The sequence below is a fragment of the Sorangium sp. So ce385 genome (assembly GCF_051474135.1).
GTDB lineage: Bacteria > Myxococcota_A > Polyangia > Polyangiales > Polyangiaceae > Sorangium > Sorangium cellulosum_D.
This window is the reverse complement of the sequence record NZ_CP150337.1, coordinates 11,938,444-11,953,393: the sequence shown is the minus strand read 5'-3', so window position 1 is coordinate 11,953,393 and position 14,950 is coordinate 11,938,444. Positions and strand designations below refer to the sequence as shown.

The 14,950-nt window shown below is 73.2% G+C and carries 12 protein-coding genes; 6 read left to right on the top strand and 6 right to left on the bottom strand.

Features of this window, described 5'->3' with window-relative positions; genetic code table 11:
* Together WME83_RS43725 and mrtC are read right to left on the bottom strand one after the other, a co-directional pair.
* Nucleotides 1-750: an HAD family hydrolase gene (locus WME83_RS43725; protein WP_437315635.1), complete on the bottom strand. Its 750-nt coding sequence runs from the start codon at nucleotides 748-750 to the stop codon at nucleotides 1-3.
* Entirely contained in the window at nucleotides 747-1,550 is an 804-nt protein-coding gene (gene mrtC, locus WME83_RS43720) for a myxosortase MrtC (protein ID WP_437315634.1), read from the bottom strand. Before mrtC ends, WME83_RS43725 begins: the two co-directional genes overlap by 4 nt.
* 197 nt (nucleotides 1,551-1,747) lie before the next feature.
* Between mrtC and WME83_RS43715 the strand changes: the two genes are divergently transcribed.
* The 5 genes from WME83_RS43715 (at nucleotide 1,748) to WME83_RS43695 (ending at nucleotide 8,946) form a co-directional block, all read left to right on the top strand.
* Nucleotides 1,748-3,079, top strand: coding sequence for an extensin family protein (locus tag WME83_RS43715; protein ID WP_437315633.1), 1,332 nt, complete (start codon nucleotides 1,748-1,750; stop codon nucleotides 3,077-3,079).
* 185 nt (nucleotides 3,080-3,264) lie between these two features.
* Nucleotides 3,265-4,266 (top strand): serine/threonine-protein kinase, encoded by a 1,002-nt coding sequence (locus WME83_RS43710; RefSeq protein WP_437315632.1) that lies wholly within the window; start codon nucleotides 3,265-3,267, stop codon nucleotides 4,264-4,266.
* Complete coding sequence (locus WME83_RS43705; protein WP_437315631.1) at nucleotides 4,263-5,696, top strand: serine/threonine-protein kinase; 1,434 nt, start codon at nucleotides 4,263-4,265, stop codon at nucleotides 5,694-5,696. Before WME83_RS43710 ends, WME83_RS43705 begins: the two co-directional genes overlap by 4 nt.
* An 84-nt stretch (nucleotides 5,697-5,780) precedes the next feature.
* A complete protein-coding gene (locus WME83_RS43700; protein WP_437315630.1) occupies nucleotides 5,781-6,743 on the top strand; it encodes a hypothetical protein in 963 nt (320 codons plus the stop codon).
* A gap of 88 nt (nucleotides 6,744-6,831) precedes the next feature.
* On the top strand, nucleotides 6,832-8,946 hold the full coding sequence (locus tag WME83_RS43695; RefSeq protein WP_437315629.1) for an ATP-dependent helicase: 2,115 nt from the start codon (nucleotides 6,832-6,834) through the stop codon (nucleotides 8,944-8,946).
* A gap of 302 nt (nucleotides 8,947-9,248) precedes the next feature.
* On the opposite strand, the gene WME83_RS43690 is transcribed toward WME83_RS43695, so the two are convergent.
* A complete protein-coding gene (locus WME83_RS43690; protein WP_437315628.1) occupies nucleotides 9,249-10,916 on the bottom strand; it encodes a nitrite/sulfite reductase in 1,668 nt (555 codons plus the stop codon).
* Between the two features lie 121 nt (nucleotides 10,917-11,037).
* Between WME83_RS43690 and WME83_RS43685 the strand changes: the two genes are divergently transcribed.
* On the top strand, nucleotides 11,038-12,234 hold the full coding sequence (locus WME83_RS43685; RefSeq protein WP_437315627.1) for a trans-sulfuration enzyme family protein: 1,197 nt from the start codon (nucleotides 11,038-11,040) through the stop codon (nucleotides 12,232-12,234).
* Here the strand turns inward: WME83_RS43685 and WME83_RS43680 are convergent.
* From WME83_RS43680 to WME83_RS43670, 3 genes are all read right to left on the bottom strand, one after another.
* The gene (locus WME83_RS43680; RefSeq protein WP_437315626.1) at nucleotides 12,231-12,788 is read right to left on the bottom strand and encodes a response regulator transcription factor; all 558 of its coding nucleotides are present in this window, start codon (nucleotides 12,786-12,788) and stop codon (nucleotides 12,231-12,233) included. The genes WME83_RS43685 and WME83_RS43680 overlap by 4 nt on opposite strands.
* A 7-nt stretch (nucleotides 12,789-12,795) precedes the next feature.
* The gene (locus WME83_RS43675; RefSeq protein WP_437315625.1) at nucleotides 12,796-14,208 is read right to left on the bottom strand and encodes a sensor histidine kinase; all 1,413 of its coding nucleotides are present in this window, start codon (nucleotides 14,206-14,208) and stop codon (nucleotides 12,796-12,798) included.
* Nucleotides 14,209-14,455: 247 nt separating this feature from the next.
* Nucleotides 14,456-14,938: a cytochrome C oxidase subunit IV family protein gene (locus WME83_RS43670; RefSeq protein WP_437315624.1), complete on the bottom strand. Its 483-nt coding sequence runs from the start codon at nucleotides 14,936-14,938 to the stop codon at nucleotides 14,456-14,458.
* Between the last annotated feature and the right edge of the window lie 12 nt (nucleotides 14,939-14,950).

Sequence of the window (14,950 nt, the reverse complement as noted above, 5' to 3'; positions counted from 1 at the left end):
TCACCAGCGCTCGATCCGGTACCCCCGCCGCTCGGCGACCCGGCGCAGCCGGGGATCGGGGTTCACGGCGACCGGCTCCGCCACGAGCTCCAGGAGCGGCAGATCGCTGATGCTGTCCGTGTAGAACGTCGCGTCCTCCAGCCGGAAGCCCTGCGCCTCGGCCAGCGCCCGCGCGCGCGCGACCTTGCCCTCCCCGAGGCAGAGCGGGGGCGCGGCGCGGCCCGTGAAGTGCCCGCGCTCGTCGATCTCGAGCTCGCTCGCGACGAGGTGCTCGATCCCGAGCCGCCTGGCCAGCGGGCGCGAGGTGTAGGGCCACGCGCCGGTCACGATGGCGCACAGGTCTCCGGCCGCCTTGTGCCGCCGCACGGCCTCGCGCCCCGCGTCGGCGATGTGCGGCTCGACGTGGAGCCGGAACCAGTCGTCGCAGCGGGCCGCGAGGACGGTCTCGGGCACGCCCCGGAGCGCGAGCAGCGCGCGCTCGGCGACCTTCTCGGCGTCGAGCACGCCGAGCGTGTATTGCCCGACCCAGTACAGCGTCCGCAGGAGATCGCGCGCGGTCGCCTCGCCGATCTGGCGCTGGTACTTCACGTAGAGGCTCGCGGTCTCCTTGCGCAGCAGCGTGCGATCCATGTCGAACAGCGCCGCGCGACGGCGCGCGGCGCGGCGGTCCCGCTGCGCGGCGCCGTCCTGCCCCGCCGGGCCGGCGCCGCGCGGGGAGCCCGGCGCCGTGTCGTCGAACGAGGTGCTCACGGCGCGTGAACGTAGCCGTTCGCGAGGGTGAGCGAGAAGAGGTTGCACGCCGCGTGGAACAGGAGCGGCGCCCCGATGCCGCCGGTGCGGGCCCGCAGCCACCCGAAGACGAGCGCGGGGAAGAAGACGGCGAGCCGCGCGGGGTGCAGGATCGTGAGCACGTGGCCGATCGCGAAGATCGCCGAGGAGATGAGCCACGCCGGGCCGAGCGGCGCGCCGAGGACGCGGACGCGCGGCGGGAAGACGCGGTCGAGGGCGCTCTGGAGGTAGCCACGGAAGAACGCCTCCTCGGGCAGCGCGACCACGAGGAGCTGCGCGGCGATCTCGTCGGCGGACGGCGGGCGCAGCACGAACGGCGCGGTCACGCCCCAGTACAGCCGGTAGCCGAGCCAGAACGGCGGGAACATGATCGCGGCGACCAGGGCGGCCCAGGCGACGGCGCGGAGCGCGGCGCCTGCGAGCCGCTCTGCCGAGAGCGGCGCGGGCTCGAGGACGCCCCCGAGGGACAGGCCGTGGGCGCGGATCGTCGCCTCGTCGTACCGCAGCACGAGCCAGTACGTCGCCGCGAGGAACGCGAGGCCCACGATCGTGCCGGCGTAGCTCTTCGGCGCCGCGTAGGACGCCGCCGTCACGGCGGCGGTCGTGATGGCCGCGGCGAGGAGCGCGCGCGCGGCGGTCGGCTCGGGCGGCCGCGGGCGCTCGCCGTGGAGCGCGCCCGCGTCGGCCGGCGCGCCGGGCGTCTCGGCGCCGGCTCGGGGGTGCGCGTCGCGGCTCGGTTCGAAGGGCGTCGGTGGTTGCAAAGGCGTGTTCGTCGAGGAGGGGATGCGCGCGGGGATCGCGCCGTTCGGGGCGTCGCGGCGCCGCGCGCCCAGCGTAACCGCGAGCACGGCGCCGCGCGACGGTCAGCGCGGCGGCGTCGCGATCGCGCTGCTGCTCACCGGTCCAGCCGTCGCCGTTTTTTCGCCTTCCTGCCCGGTCACGTTAGAGTGCGGCCGCTGTGGCGTTTTCCCGTCTTCGCTGTCTGCTGAAGCCGCTGGTGGGCGCGCTGCTCGCGTCCGTCGCGACGCTCGATCCGGCGCCCGCGCTGGCCGCGTCGCCGTTCCTCGTGACGCCGGAGGCGAGCGTCGCCGAGGCCTCCCCGGCGTACCGCTACGCCAACATGACGGACGACGAGGCGCTGGCCGAGCTGGATCGCCGGAAGATCCTGTACCTCAGGGTGGATCACGCGCCCGGGGTGCGCGCGCCGATCCGGCTCACGGGCCGGCTGAACGGCGTGTACTACCATTCCGTGCTCCCGCCCGAGCAGCGCGTGACGAGCATGTTCGAGATCCTGGACGCGCGCCTCGCGCTCGCGCTCGACGATTTCGCGGCCGTGCTCATGCGGCACGATATCGACGAGGTCGTCCATTACACGATGTATCGGCCCAACGTGCCGATGCCGGGCCGCGAGCGGGGAGGCGACGAGGGGGAGCACGCGCACGGGGCCGTCGAGGCGAAGGACGCGGACAGCGACGTTCGCAAGGAATCGACGAGGCCCGCGCCGCCGGTCGAGCTGGGCAAGAAGGGCGCGCTCGATGGGACGTCGAAGGCGCCCGAGGAGCGCCCGCGACGCGTGAAGGAGAAGGGCGCGGCGGAGGGCGGCGCGAAGGACAAGGGCGCGGCGGAGGGCGGCGCGAAGGACAAGGGCACGGCGGAGGGCGGCGCGAAGGACAAGGGCACGGCGGAGGGCGGCGCGAAGGACAAGGGCACGGCGGAGGCCCCTCGAAACACCGCGTCGAGCGCGACCGCGGCGCGCAGCGCGCCGGCCAAGGCGGCCGGCAAGGCAGGAACGCGACGCTCCGCGCGCCGCAAGCCCGCGGCGTCCCGGGCCACGGCGTCCGCGACCAAGCGCCGCGGCGACGTGGCGCTGCGCAGCGACGCCGGCCAGAAGCCCCGCGGCGACGTGGCGCTGCGCGGCGACGCCGGCCAGAAGCCCCGCGGCGACGTGGCGCTGCGCGGCGACGCCGGCCAGAAGCCCCGCGGCGCGTGGGCTCCGCCCGGCACGCGTCACCCGGCCGGCCTGGCCATCGACGTCGGCGCGCTCAAGAAGCGCGACGGCACCTGGATCAGCGTCGCGCGCCATTTCCACGGCCGCATCGGGGACAAGACCTGCGGCGAGGGGGCGCCCCAGCCCGAGCTCCCCGAGGCCCGCGAGCTCCGGTCGATCGTGTGCGAGGCGGCGGATCTCGGAATTTTTACATACGTGCTGACGCCCAATTACAACGCGCCGCACGCCGACCATTACCATATGGAGATCAAGCCGGGCGTCCGGTGGTTCCTCTATCACTGAGCGCGCCCCGCGCCCCTGTACAGCCCTGAACGGCGCGCCGCGCCCACTGCACATCCGTTGATTGCGTGTTTTTTGGTGAGTTGAGCGGTTTGTCCGCGCAACTCCCGCCGCGAGAGCGACGATTCCCTTCCCGAACGAAGGCGCCGGCGCTCCGCCGCGCGCCCCCGCAAGGGAGGTCGACGGACATGGTGCAAAAGCGAGAAGGACAGCCGCTCCCGGGGACTTCGTACCGCCTGCTCCGGAGGATCGGCGCAGGCTCGTGCTCCGAGGTCTTCGAGGCGACGGGGCGCCGCGGTCAGCTGCGCGCGCTCAAGCTGCTCCGCGCCATGCACGAGGGGGCGAGCGAGGTCGGCGCGCGCCTCGTCCAGGAGGGGCGCGCGCTCTCGACGCTGAGCCACCCGAACGTCGTGAAGGTCGAGGAGGTCGGCGTGACGAGCGACGGCCGTCCCTTCCTCGTCATGCCGCGCCTCTTCGGCGAGACGCTGCGCGAGCGGCTCGACGCGCGCGGGCCGCTCGCGACCCCCGCCGCCGTGCGCATCGCCATCCAGGTGCTCGGCGGGCTCGCCGCGGCGCACCGCGCCGGCATCATCCACCGCGACATCAAGCCGGCGAACGTCTTCCTCGCGCAGGCGAGCGGCGCCGAGCAGGGCCCGGCCGATCTGGAGAGCGGGCCCTCCGCGCCCGAGGCCGAGCACGCCGTGCTGATCGACTTCGGCATCGCGAAGGTGACCCGCGAAGGGCTCGGGCCGCCGACGGGATCGAACGTCCTCGGCACGCCGCGCTACCTGTCGCCCGAGCAGATCCGGGGCGAGGAGGTCGACGCGCGCACCGACGTGTACGCGGTGGGGCTCCTCCTGTTCGAGGCGATCACCGGGCGAGGGCCGTTTCCGGTGGTCGACTCGATGGCGGTGATGCGGGCGCACCTGAGCACGCCGGCGCCGCGGCTGCGCTCGCTCCTCTGGGTCCCTCCGGCGCTCGACCACGCGGTCGCGCGCGCCCTCGAGAAGGACCCGGGGCTCCGCTGGCAGACGGCGGACGCGATGGCCGCCGCGCTCGCGGAGGCGCAGGGAGAAGACGGCGGCCGGGAGACGGCCGAGCCCGACGGCGCGGGGCAGGCCGCGCCATCTGGCGGCGCGCGCGGCGCGCGCGGCGCGTGGGCGCAGCTCGCGGACGGAGGCGCGCGATGACCGGCGCGACCGCCGAGGGGCGCACGCTCCTGTACGCGCCCGGCGCTTTGCGCGCGCCGCAGGCTCCTCGCGCGCGGCCGCTGCGCGCGCCGGGCGCGATCGAGCCGTCCGAAGGTGCGCGGCCGCTGCGCGCGCTCGCCGAGGTCGAGCCGTCCGAAGGCGCGCGGCTGCTGCGCGCGCTGGGCGAGGTCGAGCCGTCCGAAGACGCGTGGCCGCTCCGCGCGCTCGTCGAGGGCGAGCCGATCCCCGGCACGCCGTACGACGTGGTGCGCCTGCTCGGCCAGGGCGGCATGGGCGAGGTGTACGAGGTCGAGCACCGCGAGCTCGGCCGCCGGTTCGCGGTGAAGCTGCTGCACCGCAGCCACGCCGGCCGCAGCGACCTCTCGGCGCGCATGCGCGCCGAGGCGCGCGCGATCGCCCGCCTGCGCCACCGGAGCCTGCCCGAGGTGTTCGATCTCGGCACCACCGAGGGCGGCCGCCCCTACTTCGCCATGGAGCTGCTCGAAGGGCGCGACCTCAGGACCGAGCTCGCGCGCCTCGGCGTGGTCGCGGTCCCGACCGCGCTCGGCCTCGTCCAGCAGGCCCTCTCGGCGCTGTCGCTCGCGCACGCCGCCGGCATCGTCCACCGCGACCTCAAGCTCGAGAACCTGTTCTTGTGCGACGACGGCACGCTCAAGGTCCTCGACTTCGGCATCGCCAAGCTCCTCCACGCCGGCGCCTCGCTGACCGCCCCGGACGCGATCATCGGCACGCCGAGGACGATGGCGCCCGAGCAGTGCGCCTCCCTGCCGATCGATCCGCGCGCCGACATCTATGCGATGGGCCTCGTCCTCTACGAGCTCGTCGCCGGCCGAGGCCCGTTCGACGAACTGCACGGCCGCCGCGACGCGCTCCGCTTCGCCCACTGCGAGCGGGAGCCGCCCCCGCCGTCGCGCCTCGCGCCGCAGCCGATCCCGCCCGCCCTCGATCGGTTGATCCTGCGCGCCATCGCGAAGGCGCCCGAGCACCGCTTCCAGACGGCCGCCGACATGGACGCCGCCGTGCGCCGACTGCGCGACGGAGCGCCGCACGGCGCGGCGCAGTCGGCCAGCACGGCGGAGCTCACCCCGACCGCCTTCGACGTCCCCACGGCGCGCGCCGGCGCGCCCGCCGCCGCGCAGCGCCTCCCGCCGCTCGCCCCGCAGGGCGGCGGCCGCGCCGCCGCCGCGCCCCTCGCGCGCCGCCCGCCGTCGCGCTCGCGGCGGCGCGCATGCCCGGCGCCGCGCGCCGCCCGCGCCGCGTCGCGCGCTGCCGCCCTCGGCGTGTGCGCGCTCGCCGTCGCGTCCGCCGCGCTCGGGCTCACGCTCGCGGAGCGCTGGCTCGCGGCGGGCGAGCTCCCCGCGCCGCCGTCCGCGCCCGCCGCGGCAGAGGCGCGCTCGGCTGTAAGGTAGCCTCGTCGAGCCCGTTCTCCGGTCGACACCGCAATGCGGCGTGGAGGGACCATGAACCGGACGCGACGAATCGGGCTGGCTTGTTTGGCGATATCGCTCCTCGCGGGCGCTGCCTCGTGCGGCGGCGGCACCGCGGCCCGGCCGGCGGACGCCGCGACGTCGAGGGCCGCCGATCCTTCTCCTGGGTTCGTCGCCTCGGGCAACGCCGGCGCCTGGGATGGCGCCGCCTCCGAACCGGGCGCGCCCGCCCCGCCGCCGCTCTCCGCATCGCCGCACGCGCCCGCGGCGCCCTCGGCCGACTTCGAGGCGCCCTCGGCCGCGCACGGCGGAGGCCGCGCCGAGGGGGCGGCGCGCCGGGCGCCGAGCAGCCAGGTCGCGCCGGAGCCGATCGAGCGCCCCGGCCTCGGCACCGAGTGGGGCGAGACGCGCGTGTCCCGCATCTCGACCGCGCCGTTCGTCCGCGCCGACGTCGAGCGGCCGTTCGCGGTCGCGAGCCTGTTCTACAACGACGCCGAGGGGGCCCGCGCCATGGCGAGCGCGTCCGGCTTCCGCCGCACGTCGCCGCAGGCCTTCACGCTCGCCGGCGGCGCCGTCGCGATCGGGCTGCGCGGCGACGGCGGCGGCTTCCTGAGCGGCTTCATCGCCGGCGAGACGAGCCACGTCGTCGGCGAGGCCGGCCAGCGCTACAGCGTCGTGCTGCGCAACCTCACGCCGAACCGGATCGAGTGCGTCGTCTCCGTCGACGGCCTCGACGTCATGGACGGCCAGCCCGCGGCGTTCGACAAGCGCGGTTACCTGGTCGAGCCCCACGGCGAGCTCGAGATCGACGGTTTCCGCCAGAGCATGGACACGGTCGCGGCGTTCCGGTTCGGCTCGGTCCGCGGCTCCTACGCGAACCAGAAGCACGGCGACACGAGGAACGTGGGCGTGATCGGCGTGGCCCTCTTCCACGAGCGCGGCACGGCGCCCTGGACGCTCGACGACGTCCGGCGCCGCCGGGAGGCGAACCCGTTCCCGGGGCAGTTCGCTACGCCGCCGGGACTTTGAGCCGTTCCAGCGGTGATCCCGCGCCCGCCCCGCCGTCCGGTAAAATCAAGCTCCCGCTCCGGCCCACGCCGGGCTAGGGCACCGCACGGTGTCGGACTTATTGAACCCGTCTCAACGTGCGGCCGTCGAGCACGAGCTCGGGCCAATGCTGGTGCTCGCCGGCGCCGGATCCGGCAAGACGCGCGTGGTGACCACGCGGATCGCGCGCCTGCTCGATCGCGGCATCTCGGCGCGCTCCATCCTGGCGATGACCTTCACCAACAAGGCCGCCGCCGAGATGCACGAGCGCGTCGGCAAGCTCGTCGGCGCCAAGGTCGCGCGCGAGCTCAAGGTCTGCACCTTCCACCGCTTCGGCCTCGACGTGCTCGGCGCCGAGACCCGCGCCCTCGGCCTGCGCGGCGGCTCGTTCGCCATCTTCGATCAGTCCGACGCGCTGGGGGTCATCCGCGAGATCCTCCGCGAGCTCCGCGCCGGCAAGAGCTACGACGTCGGCGCGATCCTCTCGCGCATCTCGAACGCCAAGAACGCGTTCCTCGAGCCCGAGGCGTGGGCCGAGGCGCAGCGGCAGGGCAAGGGCATCGACGACTACGACGAGATCTCGATGCTCGTGTACCCGCGCTACAACGCGGCGCTGCGCTCGTTCCAGGCCTTCGACTTCGACGACCTCATCTGCGAGGTGGTCCGCCTCTGGCAGACGCGGGCCGACGTCCTCGAGCGCTGGCGGATGCGCTACCGCTTCGTGATCGTCGACGAGTACCAGGACACGAACCGCGCCCAGCTCGAGCTCCTGCGCCTGCTCTGCGGCGAGCACCGCAACGTGGTCGTCGTCGGCGACGACGACCAGTCGATCTACGCCTGGCGCGGCGCCGACGTGCGCAACATCCTCGATTTCGAGGAGCATTTCTCCGGCGCGAAGGTCGTCAAGCTCGAGCACAACTACCGCTCGCGCAAGCCGATCCTCGACGTCGCCAACGCGGTGCTCGCGAAGTCCGGCGCCCGGCGGCACAAGAAGTCGCTCATCGCCACCCGCCTGGACGGCGACAAGGTGCGGTCCATCATCTGCGTCGACCCCGACGTCGAGGCGAGCTTCGTGGCCACGGAGGCGCAGCGCCTCCTGGAGCGCGAGGCCGCGCGGCCGAAGGACATCGCCGTGCTCTACCGGTCGAACCTCCAGGCGGCCGCGATCGAGTCGGCCCTCAAGGAGCGGCAGATCCCGATCCGGATGATCGGCGGCCAGCAGTTCTTCGAGCGCAAGGAGGTCAAGGACCTCATCGCCTACCTGCGCGTCGCGCTGAACCCGCAGGACGAGATGTCGCTGCGGCGCATCCTGAACTACCCGGCGCGCGGCGTCGGCGACGCCGCGGTCGCCAAGCTCGGCGCGTACGCGACGGCGCACGACACCTCGCTCTGGACGGCGGTGTCGCGTCCGCACGCGGTCCATGAGCTGAGCGCCGCCGCGATCGAGGGGTGCCGCCAGCTGCTCCGGATCATCGAGGCCGCGCGCGGGCGGCTCGATCGCGGCGAGCCCTCCGCGGAGGTCGCGCGCGCGCTGCTCGCCGACGCCGGCTTCAAGGAGGACATCATGACCGGCTCCTCCACGAACAACGCCGCCGCGCGCCGCTGGGGCAACCTCGAGGGGCTGCTCAACGTCTTCGCGCGCCGCGACGAGAAGGGGAAGGGGGACCGCGCGAGCTTCGCCGAGTTCCTGCGGCTGCTCGCGCTCCGGCAGGACTCCGAGGAAGAGGAGGCCACCGACCGCGTGACGCTCACCACGATGCACGGCGCGAAGGGCCTCGAGTTCCCGTACGTCTTCGTGATCGGCCTGGAGGAGGGGCTGATGCCCCACCAGCGCAGCCTCGACGAGCGCGCCACGGACGCCGCGCCGAGCGGCGCCGAGGGGGGCGACACGGGCGGGCACAGCATCGAGGAGGAGCGGCGGCTCTTCTACGTCGCGGTCACGCGGGCCCGTGATCGGCTCTACCTCACGCGGGCGAAGCACCGCGGCTCGCGCGGCAAGATGGTGCCGAGGACGCCGAGCAGGTTCCTGCTCGACATTCCCGCCGAGCTCATCGAGGAGCGCGAGGAGCTCGCGCCGGTCGCTCCGGGGATGGAGAAGGTCAAGGCGGGCGCCGCGGGCGTGCTGGCGGCGCTGGCGATGAACCCGTTCGCGGGGGATCCGCCGCTCATCCCGCGTCGCCGTTGAGCGGGGAGCGCCCGCGCAGGAGACGGGCCCAGCTCACGTCCCCCGTCTCCCGTCTCCCGTCCCCCCTCTTCCGTCTCCCGTCTCCCGTCTCCCGTCCCCCCTCTCCCGTCTCCCGTGCGCGTCTCTCGTGCGCGTGCGCGATCCCCCGGAATCAACGCGTACGCGCACGCGCACGCGCACGCGCACGAAGAGCGATGACGGAAGACGGGAGACGGGAGACGGAAGAGGGAACGCGGGAGCGGAGAACGAACGCCGGGGACGAGAGACCGCGCACGGCCTCTCCGTCCCCGATCAGAGCCGCTCTAGATCGCCGCGCCTTCGGCGGCCGCAAAGCCCGCGCGCGTGATCTCCTGCACGCCCTTGCGCGTCACGAAGTCGCGGAAGCTCTCGCCCTCGGCGCGGCCCGCCATGTAGAAGCGCGCGATCGCGGCGATCACCTTGGGCGTCTCCTCCTCGGGGATGCGGCCGTCGAGGCGCTCGCCGATGCGCGCGTTCGGGCCGCAGCCGCCGCCCACCCGGAGCGAGTAGTGCGGGCGCTCGACCCCGTCCTTGCCCTTCACCATCAGCCCCGTCATCCCGATGTCGGCGACGTGGTGCTGCCCGCACGAGTTCGGGCACCCCGAGATCTTGATGTCGAACTCGCCGAGGGCGCTCACGAAGTCGTCGGCCTCCTGGCGGCTGCCGTTCGGCACCAGGTGCTCCCGGATGCGCGACCCGACCTCCATGCTCTTCGTGATCGCGAGCGTGCAGTAGTCGCCGCCCGGGCAGGTCACCACGTCGGTGACATGCCCCGCGTCCGCCTCGGCGAGGCCGATCTGCGAGAGCTCGCGGTGCAGGTTGAGCAGCTGCCCCTCCGGCACCCAGCGCAGCACGAAGTTCTGGGTGTTCGTCGCCCGCACCTCACCGTTGCCGTAGCGCCGCGACAGATCGGCCAGGCGCTTCAGCTGCTCGCTCGTGATGTCGCCGAGCGGCAGCTTGACCGTCGCCACCCGGTAGCCGGGCTGCTTCTGCGCGATCGTGTTGGTCCGCTTCCAGCGCGCGAACGCGCCGTCACCGAGCGTCTCCCGCAGCGGCGTGAGCGGGGGCGGATCGTTCTCCCGGTACCCGGCCACGTTCTCCGCCAGCTCGGCCGCGAGCGCGTCGCCGCGCTCCGCCTTGATGCGATCGAACTCCTCGTCGAGCCTGCGCAGGAACTCGGCCTCGCCGATCTTGCGCAGCAGGAACTTGAGGCGCGCCTTCTTCCGGTTCTTCCGCTCTCCGTCCCGGTGGAACACGCTCACCACGGCCTCGCACACCGGCAGCAGATCGGACTCCGGGATGAACTCCTTCCAGAGGTGCGCGATCTCGGGCGTCGAGCCGAGCGAGCCGGCCACGTAGACCGCGAAGCCGCGCCCGCGGTCGCCGATCTTCGCGAACAGACCGATGTCGTTGATCATGACCTGCGCGTGGTCGCGCGCGCTCCCCGAGAAGGCCACCTTGAACTTCCGCGGTAGCCGCCGGTTGTGCTCGTGGAAGAGGAAGTGCTGGGTGACGGCGAGCGCGTAAGGCGTCACGTCGAACACCTCGTCCTCGACCACGCCGGCGAGGTGCGACGCGGTGATGTTGCGGAGCGTGTCCGCGCACGCGCCGACCGTCGTCACCCCCGCGCGCACGAGCACGCGCTGCAGGTCGATCGTCTCCTCGATCTCCAGGTAGTGGAGCTGGATGTCCTGGCGGGTCGTGACGTGCGCTAGCCCGCGACCCCACCGCTCCGTGACTTCCGCGAGGGCTTCCAGCTGCGCAGCCGTGAGCTGCCCTCCGGGAATCTTGATGCGCTGCATGTGCTTCACGTGCGCGAGCTGCGCGTAGACACCCATGGCCAGCCGCAGCGGGCGGAACTGGTCGGGGGTCAGCTCACCACGTTTGAATTTGGCGACGTTCTCGGCGTGTTCGTCGATGGCCGCCGCAAGGCGCTCGACTCGATGCAACATAACCGATGGTATTCCCTATATTTCCGACGCGTCAAGTGCGACAATTCTGAAGGCCGGTGCACCGAAGATCCCGGCCTCTCGGCGCCCCCACCCCGGCGCCCCCCCCCACCTCAGCGCCCCCATGAAGACCGAACTGCCGAACTCGACCGATGCTGTGCACGCGGGTGTGCTCCGCGACCGGCCGTCCCACACCCTCGCCCCCGCGATCGCGCAGACGGCGACGTACACGTTTGCGAACACGGCGGATCTCGAGCGCTACTTCGCCGGGGGCGACACGGACCCGGAGCGCCAGGAGTACGGCCGCTACGGCAACCCGACCGTGCGCGAGGTCGAGCAGCGCATCGCGGCGCTCGATCGCGCGGAGGACGCCGTGCTCTTCGCGAGCGGCATGGCCGCGGTGACGACCACGGCGTTCGCCCTGCTCAAGGCGGGCGACCACGTCATCCTCTTCCGCGACGTGTACCGCCGCACGCGGCAGTTCGTGATCAACGTGCTCTCGCGGCTCGGCGTCGAGCACACGCTGATCGATCCGGGCGCGTTCGACCAGCTCGAGGCGGCGTTCAAGCCGCGCACCCGCTTCGCGCTGAGCGAGTCGCCGACGAACCCGTACCTGCACTGCATCGACCTGTCCCGCTTCGCCGAGATCTGCAAGAAGGCGCGCGTCAAGACGATCGTCGACGCGACGTTCGCGACCCCGTACAACTCCGACCCGATCGGGCGCGGCATCGACCTCGTCGTCCACAGCGCCAGCAAGTACCTGTCCGGCCACAACGACGTCCTCGGCGGCGCGGTGTCCGGCTCGAGCGCGCTGATCTCGCTCGTCCGCGACATGCGCAGCGTCCTCGGCGGCATCATCGACCCCCACGCCGCGGCGCTGATCGGCCGCGGGATGAAGACGCTCGCGCTCCGCGTCGAGCGGCAGAACGCGACGGGGCTCGCGGTGGCGCGCGCGCTCGAGGCGCACCCCGCCGTCGAGCGGGTGTTCTACCCCGGGCTCCCGTCGCACCCGGATCACGAGGTCGCGGCCGCGCAGATGCGCGGCTTCGGCGGCGTCGTGAGCTTCATCGTGCGCGGCGGGCGCGAGGCGGCCGCGCGCGTCGTCGACGGCACCCGCATCGCCGCGATCGCCCCGAGCTTCGGCGGCGTGGAGACGCTCATCGAGCAGCCCTGCATCATGAGCTTCCACGAGCTCAGCGACGAGCAGCTCGCCGCGATCGGCATCTCCCCCGCGCTCATCCGCCTCTCGGTCGGCGTCGAGGAGACGGAGGACGTCGTGAAGGACGTCCTCGGCGCGCTCGACGCGCTCGGCAAACACTAGCCCCCGAGCTTCTTCAGCTTCCGCTGCAGCGTCCGCCGGTCGATCCCGAGCAGCTTCGCCGCGGTCGCCACCACGCCGCCCGACTCCCGGAGCGCGGCGCGGATCGCCTCGCGCTCCAGGTCGTCGAGCTTCAGGCTCCCGGGAGGCGGCGTCGGGGCCGACGCCGAGGAGGGGGGCGGCCGCTGCCGCTCGCGGAGGCCCGCGGCCTCGCGCAGGAGCTTGTCCGCGTCGACCGGCTTGCTGAGCAGCGTGTCCGCGCCCTCGCGCATCGCCGCCACCGCGAGCGGGATGTCCCCGAACCCGGTCAGCATCACGATCGCCGCGTCGGGCTGCAGCTTGCGGTACTTGGCGAGCGCGCTGAGCCCGTCGCCGCGCGGCATGCGGTAGTCGATGACCACGAGGTCCACCGGCTCGTACTCGAGCGCCACGAGCCCCTCGTCGATCGTCGCCGCGGTCCTCGCCACGACGCCGCGGCGGCGCAGCGCGCCCTGCAGGGTGGTGCGGAACGCGTCGTCGTCGTCCACGAGCAGCGCCGTCTCGATCCGTCGCGTCATCTTCACCTCAGGCCGCCCCGGCGCGCTTCAGCGCGGGGGGCAGATCCGCGTCCATGGGGCCCGGGGTCCCGTCGAGGCGGAGGCGCAAGGTCGCCTTCGCCCCGCCGGTCTCGACGCTCTCCATGCGCAGCACCGCGTTCATGCGCGAGGCCATCATCGAGCTGATGTAGAGCCCGAGCCCCATCCCGCCCTGCGACATCTTCGTCGTCTGGAACGGCTCCCCGAGCCGCCCGGCGATCTCGGGGCTCAGCCCCGGACCGCTGTCCGAGACCGCGATCTCGCAGACGTCGCCGCGCTCGACGACGCTCACCTCGATCCGCTGCTCGGCCCGGTCGTCGGTCGCCTCGGCCGCGTTCGCGAGCAGGTTGACGAGCACCTGGCGCAGCGCCGGCTTGAGCACGTTCGCCTGCACCGGCCGCGGCGTGTCGAACGCGAGCTCGCCCTGGTAGCCGAGCCGCGCGAGCTCGGCCTTCGCGAGCTCGCGCACGAAGCGGGTGAGCTCCAGCGGCTCGAGCCGCTGATCGAGCCGGATCTGCCCGCGCATCAGGCTGATGATGTCGCTCGCGCGCCGGGCCTCGCCGGCCACCGTCTCGGCCATGCGCGCCGCGTCCTCGGAGCCGGTCTCGCGCGCCACGTCGACGAGGTCCTTGCTCGCGAGGAGGATGGTCGCGAGCGGCGTGCTGAGCTCGTGCGACATGCCGCCGACCATGCGCCCGAGCATCGCCAGCCGCTCGTTGCGCTGGCTCTGCTGCCGGAGCTCCTCGAGCCTATGCGCGTACACGACGACGAAGAAGCCGAGGAACAGGGTCAGCGACGTGAGCGAGACGAGGTCGCCGAGCTGCCGGATGCGGTCGCCGTCGAGCGACGCGGAGTCGAGCGGCAGCGGCTCCGCGTCGGTGAGCACGCCGATCGCGAGCAGCGTCAGGAGCCCCACGAGCACGGTCGTGCGCCGCGGGCAGAGCAGGCCGGAGAGGGCGATGTGGAAGGCGAGGAAGACGGCGAACGGGTTCTCGAGGCCGCCCGAGAACCAGAGCATCCAGGCGTTCGCGACCACGTCGCCCACGAGCTGGGCGCGCGCGAGCTCCTGCGCGGGCTCGCGCGCCGAGGGCTCGCCCCCGTCGAGCGGGCGCGCGCGCCGGACCCGGTAGGTCCAGGCGAGGTTCGCCACCGTGATCGCGGCGATGCCGAGGACGAGCGGTCCGAGCCGGAGGTCGGGCACGAGCTTCCGGCTCGCGACCGTCGTCGCGATCATCCCCGCGATCGCGACCCACCTGAGCTGGATCAGCCAGCGGTCGGCGGTGTCCCAGGACGGGGGCTTCGGCCCGGACAGCAGCACCGCGAGCCGCCGCCGAGCGGCCGGCGGCGCGCCGCTCTTGGTGGGGTCGGCGTCAAGCGACCAGGATTGGAAGGAGGATTGCATCCGCGCGCGGACAGGGAGGGCTTCGGGGGCGCGGTCGAGGCGCCCGGCGTTCAGCCGGGAGCAACCTTTCGACGTTGCCTTTCAACCGCTCCCTTGTACCGCGCACGAAAGCCGCGAGCACGCGCGAGGTGCACCCGCGCCCACACCCGGGGGTCGGCAGGAAAAATCCCTGTGATTCCCGGGACTTATAATTGTGCGCCGGCTTACGTCCGGCGCCTGGCCGCGGGGCGTGCGGCCTCGCGGCCGGTCACTCGGTGCCCTGGTGGACCTGCTTCGGCGGCGGGGCCACCTTGTGCGGCTTCTTCACTTCCCAGTTGTCGACGGCGCGCTTGCCGTCGAACGGCGCCTTCCAGTCCGCCGGCCGCTCGGCCTCGATCTCCTCGGCCCGGCCCCGGTTGTTCGTGTCGAACATGGTGAAGCCGATGAAGATCGCCAGGAAGATGAGCGACGAGGCGAAGATCAGGGTGTGGAATTTGTGGTCCCACTTGAGGTGCATGAAGATGAGCGCCACGACGCTCGCCTTCACCGTCGCGATGAGGACCGCGATGGCCAGGTTGGCCGCGCCGAGGTCGACGTAGCTCGCGCCCACGGTCACGACCGTGAGCACGAGCAGCGCGAGCCACGTGGCGATGTAGACCTTGAGCGGCAGGACGTGGGGCACGTGGTCGGCGCCGTGGCCGTGGCCGTGCCCGTGTCCGTGCGCGTCGCCTGCTTCTGCGTGTGTCGACATGCTGTCCTCTAG

What these genes read in the sequence shown, in the direction of transcription:
- WME83_RS43680 (WP_437315626.1), bottom strand. Translation starts at nt 12,788, where the DNA reads ATGACGCGACGGATCGAGACGGCGCTGCTCGTGGACGACGACGACGCG.
- WME83_RS43705 (WP_437315631.1), top strand. Translation starts at nt 4,263, where the DNA reads ATGACCGGCGCGACCGCCGAGGGGCGCACGCTCCTGTACGCGCCCGGC.
- WME83_RS43690 (WP_437315628.1), bottom strand. Translation starts at nt 10,916, where the DNA reads ATGTTGCATCGAGTCGAGCGCCTTGCGGCGGCCATCGACGAACACGCC.
- WME83_RS43675 (WP_437315625.1), bottom strand. Translation starts at nt 14,208, where the DNA reads ATGCAATCCTCCTTCCAATCCTGGTCGCTTGACGCCGACCCCACCAAG.
- WME83_RS43670 (WP_437315624.1), bottom strand. Translation starts at nt 14,938, where the DNA reads ATGTCGACACACGCAGAAGCAGGCGACGCGCACGGACACGGGCACGGC.
- WME83_RS43710 (WP_437315632.1), top strand. Translation starts at nt 3,265, where the DNA reads ATGGTGCAAAAGCGAGAAGGACAGCCGCTCCCGGGGACTTCGTACCGC.
- WME83_RS43685 (WP_437315627.1), top strand. Translation starts at nt 11,038, where the DNA reads ATGAAGACCGAACTGCCGAACTCGACCGATGCTGTGCACGCGGGTGTG.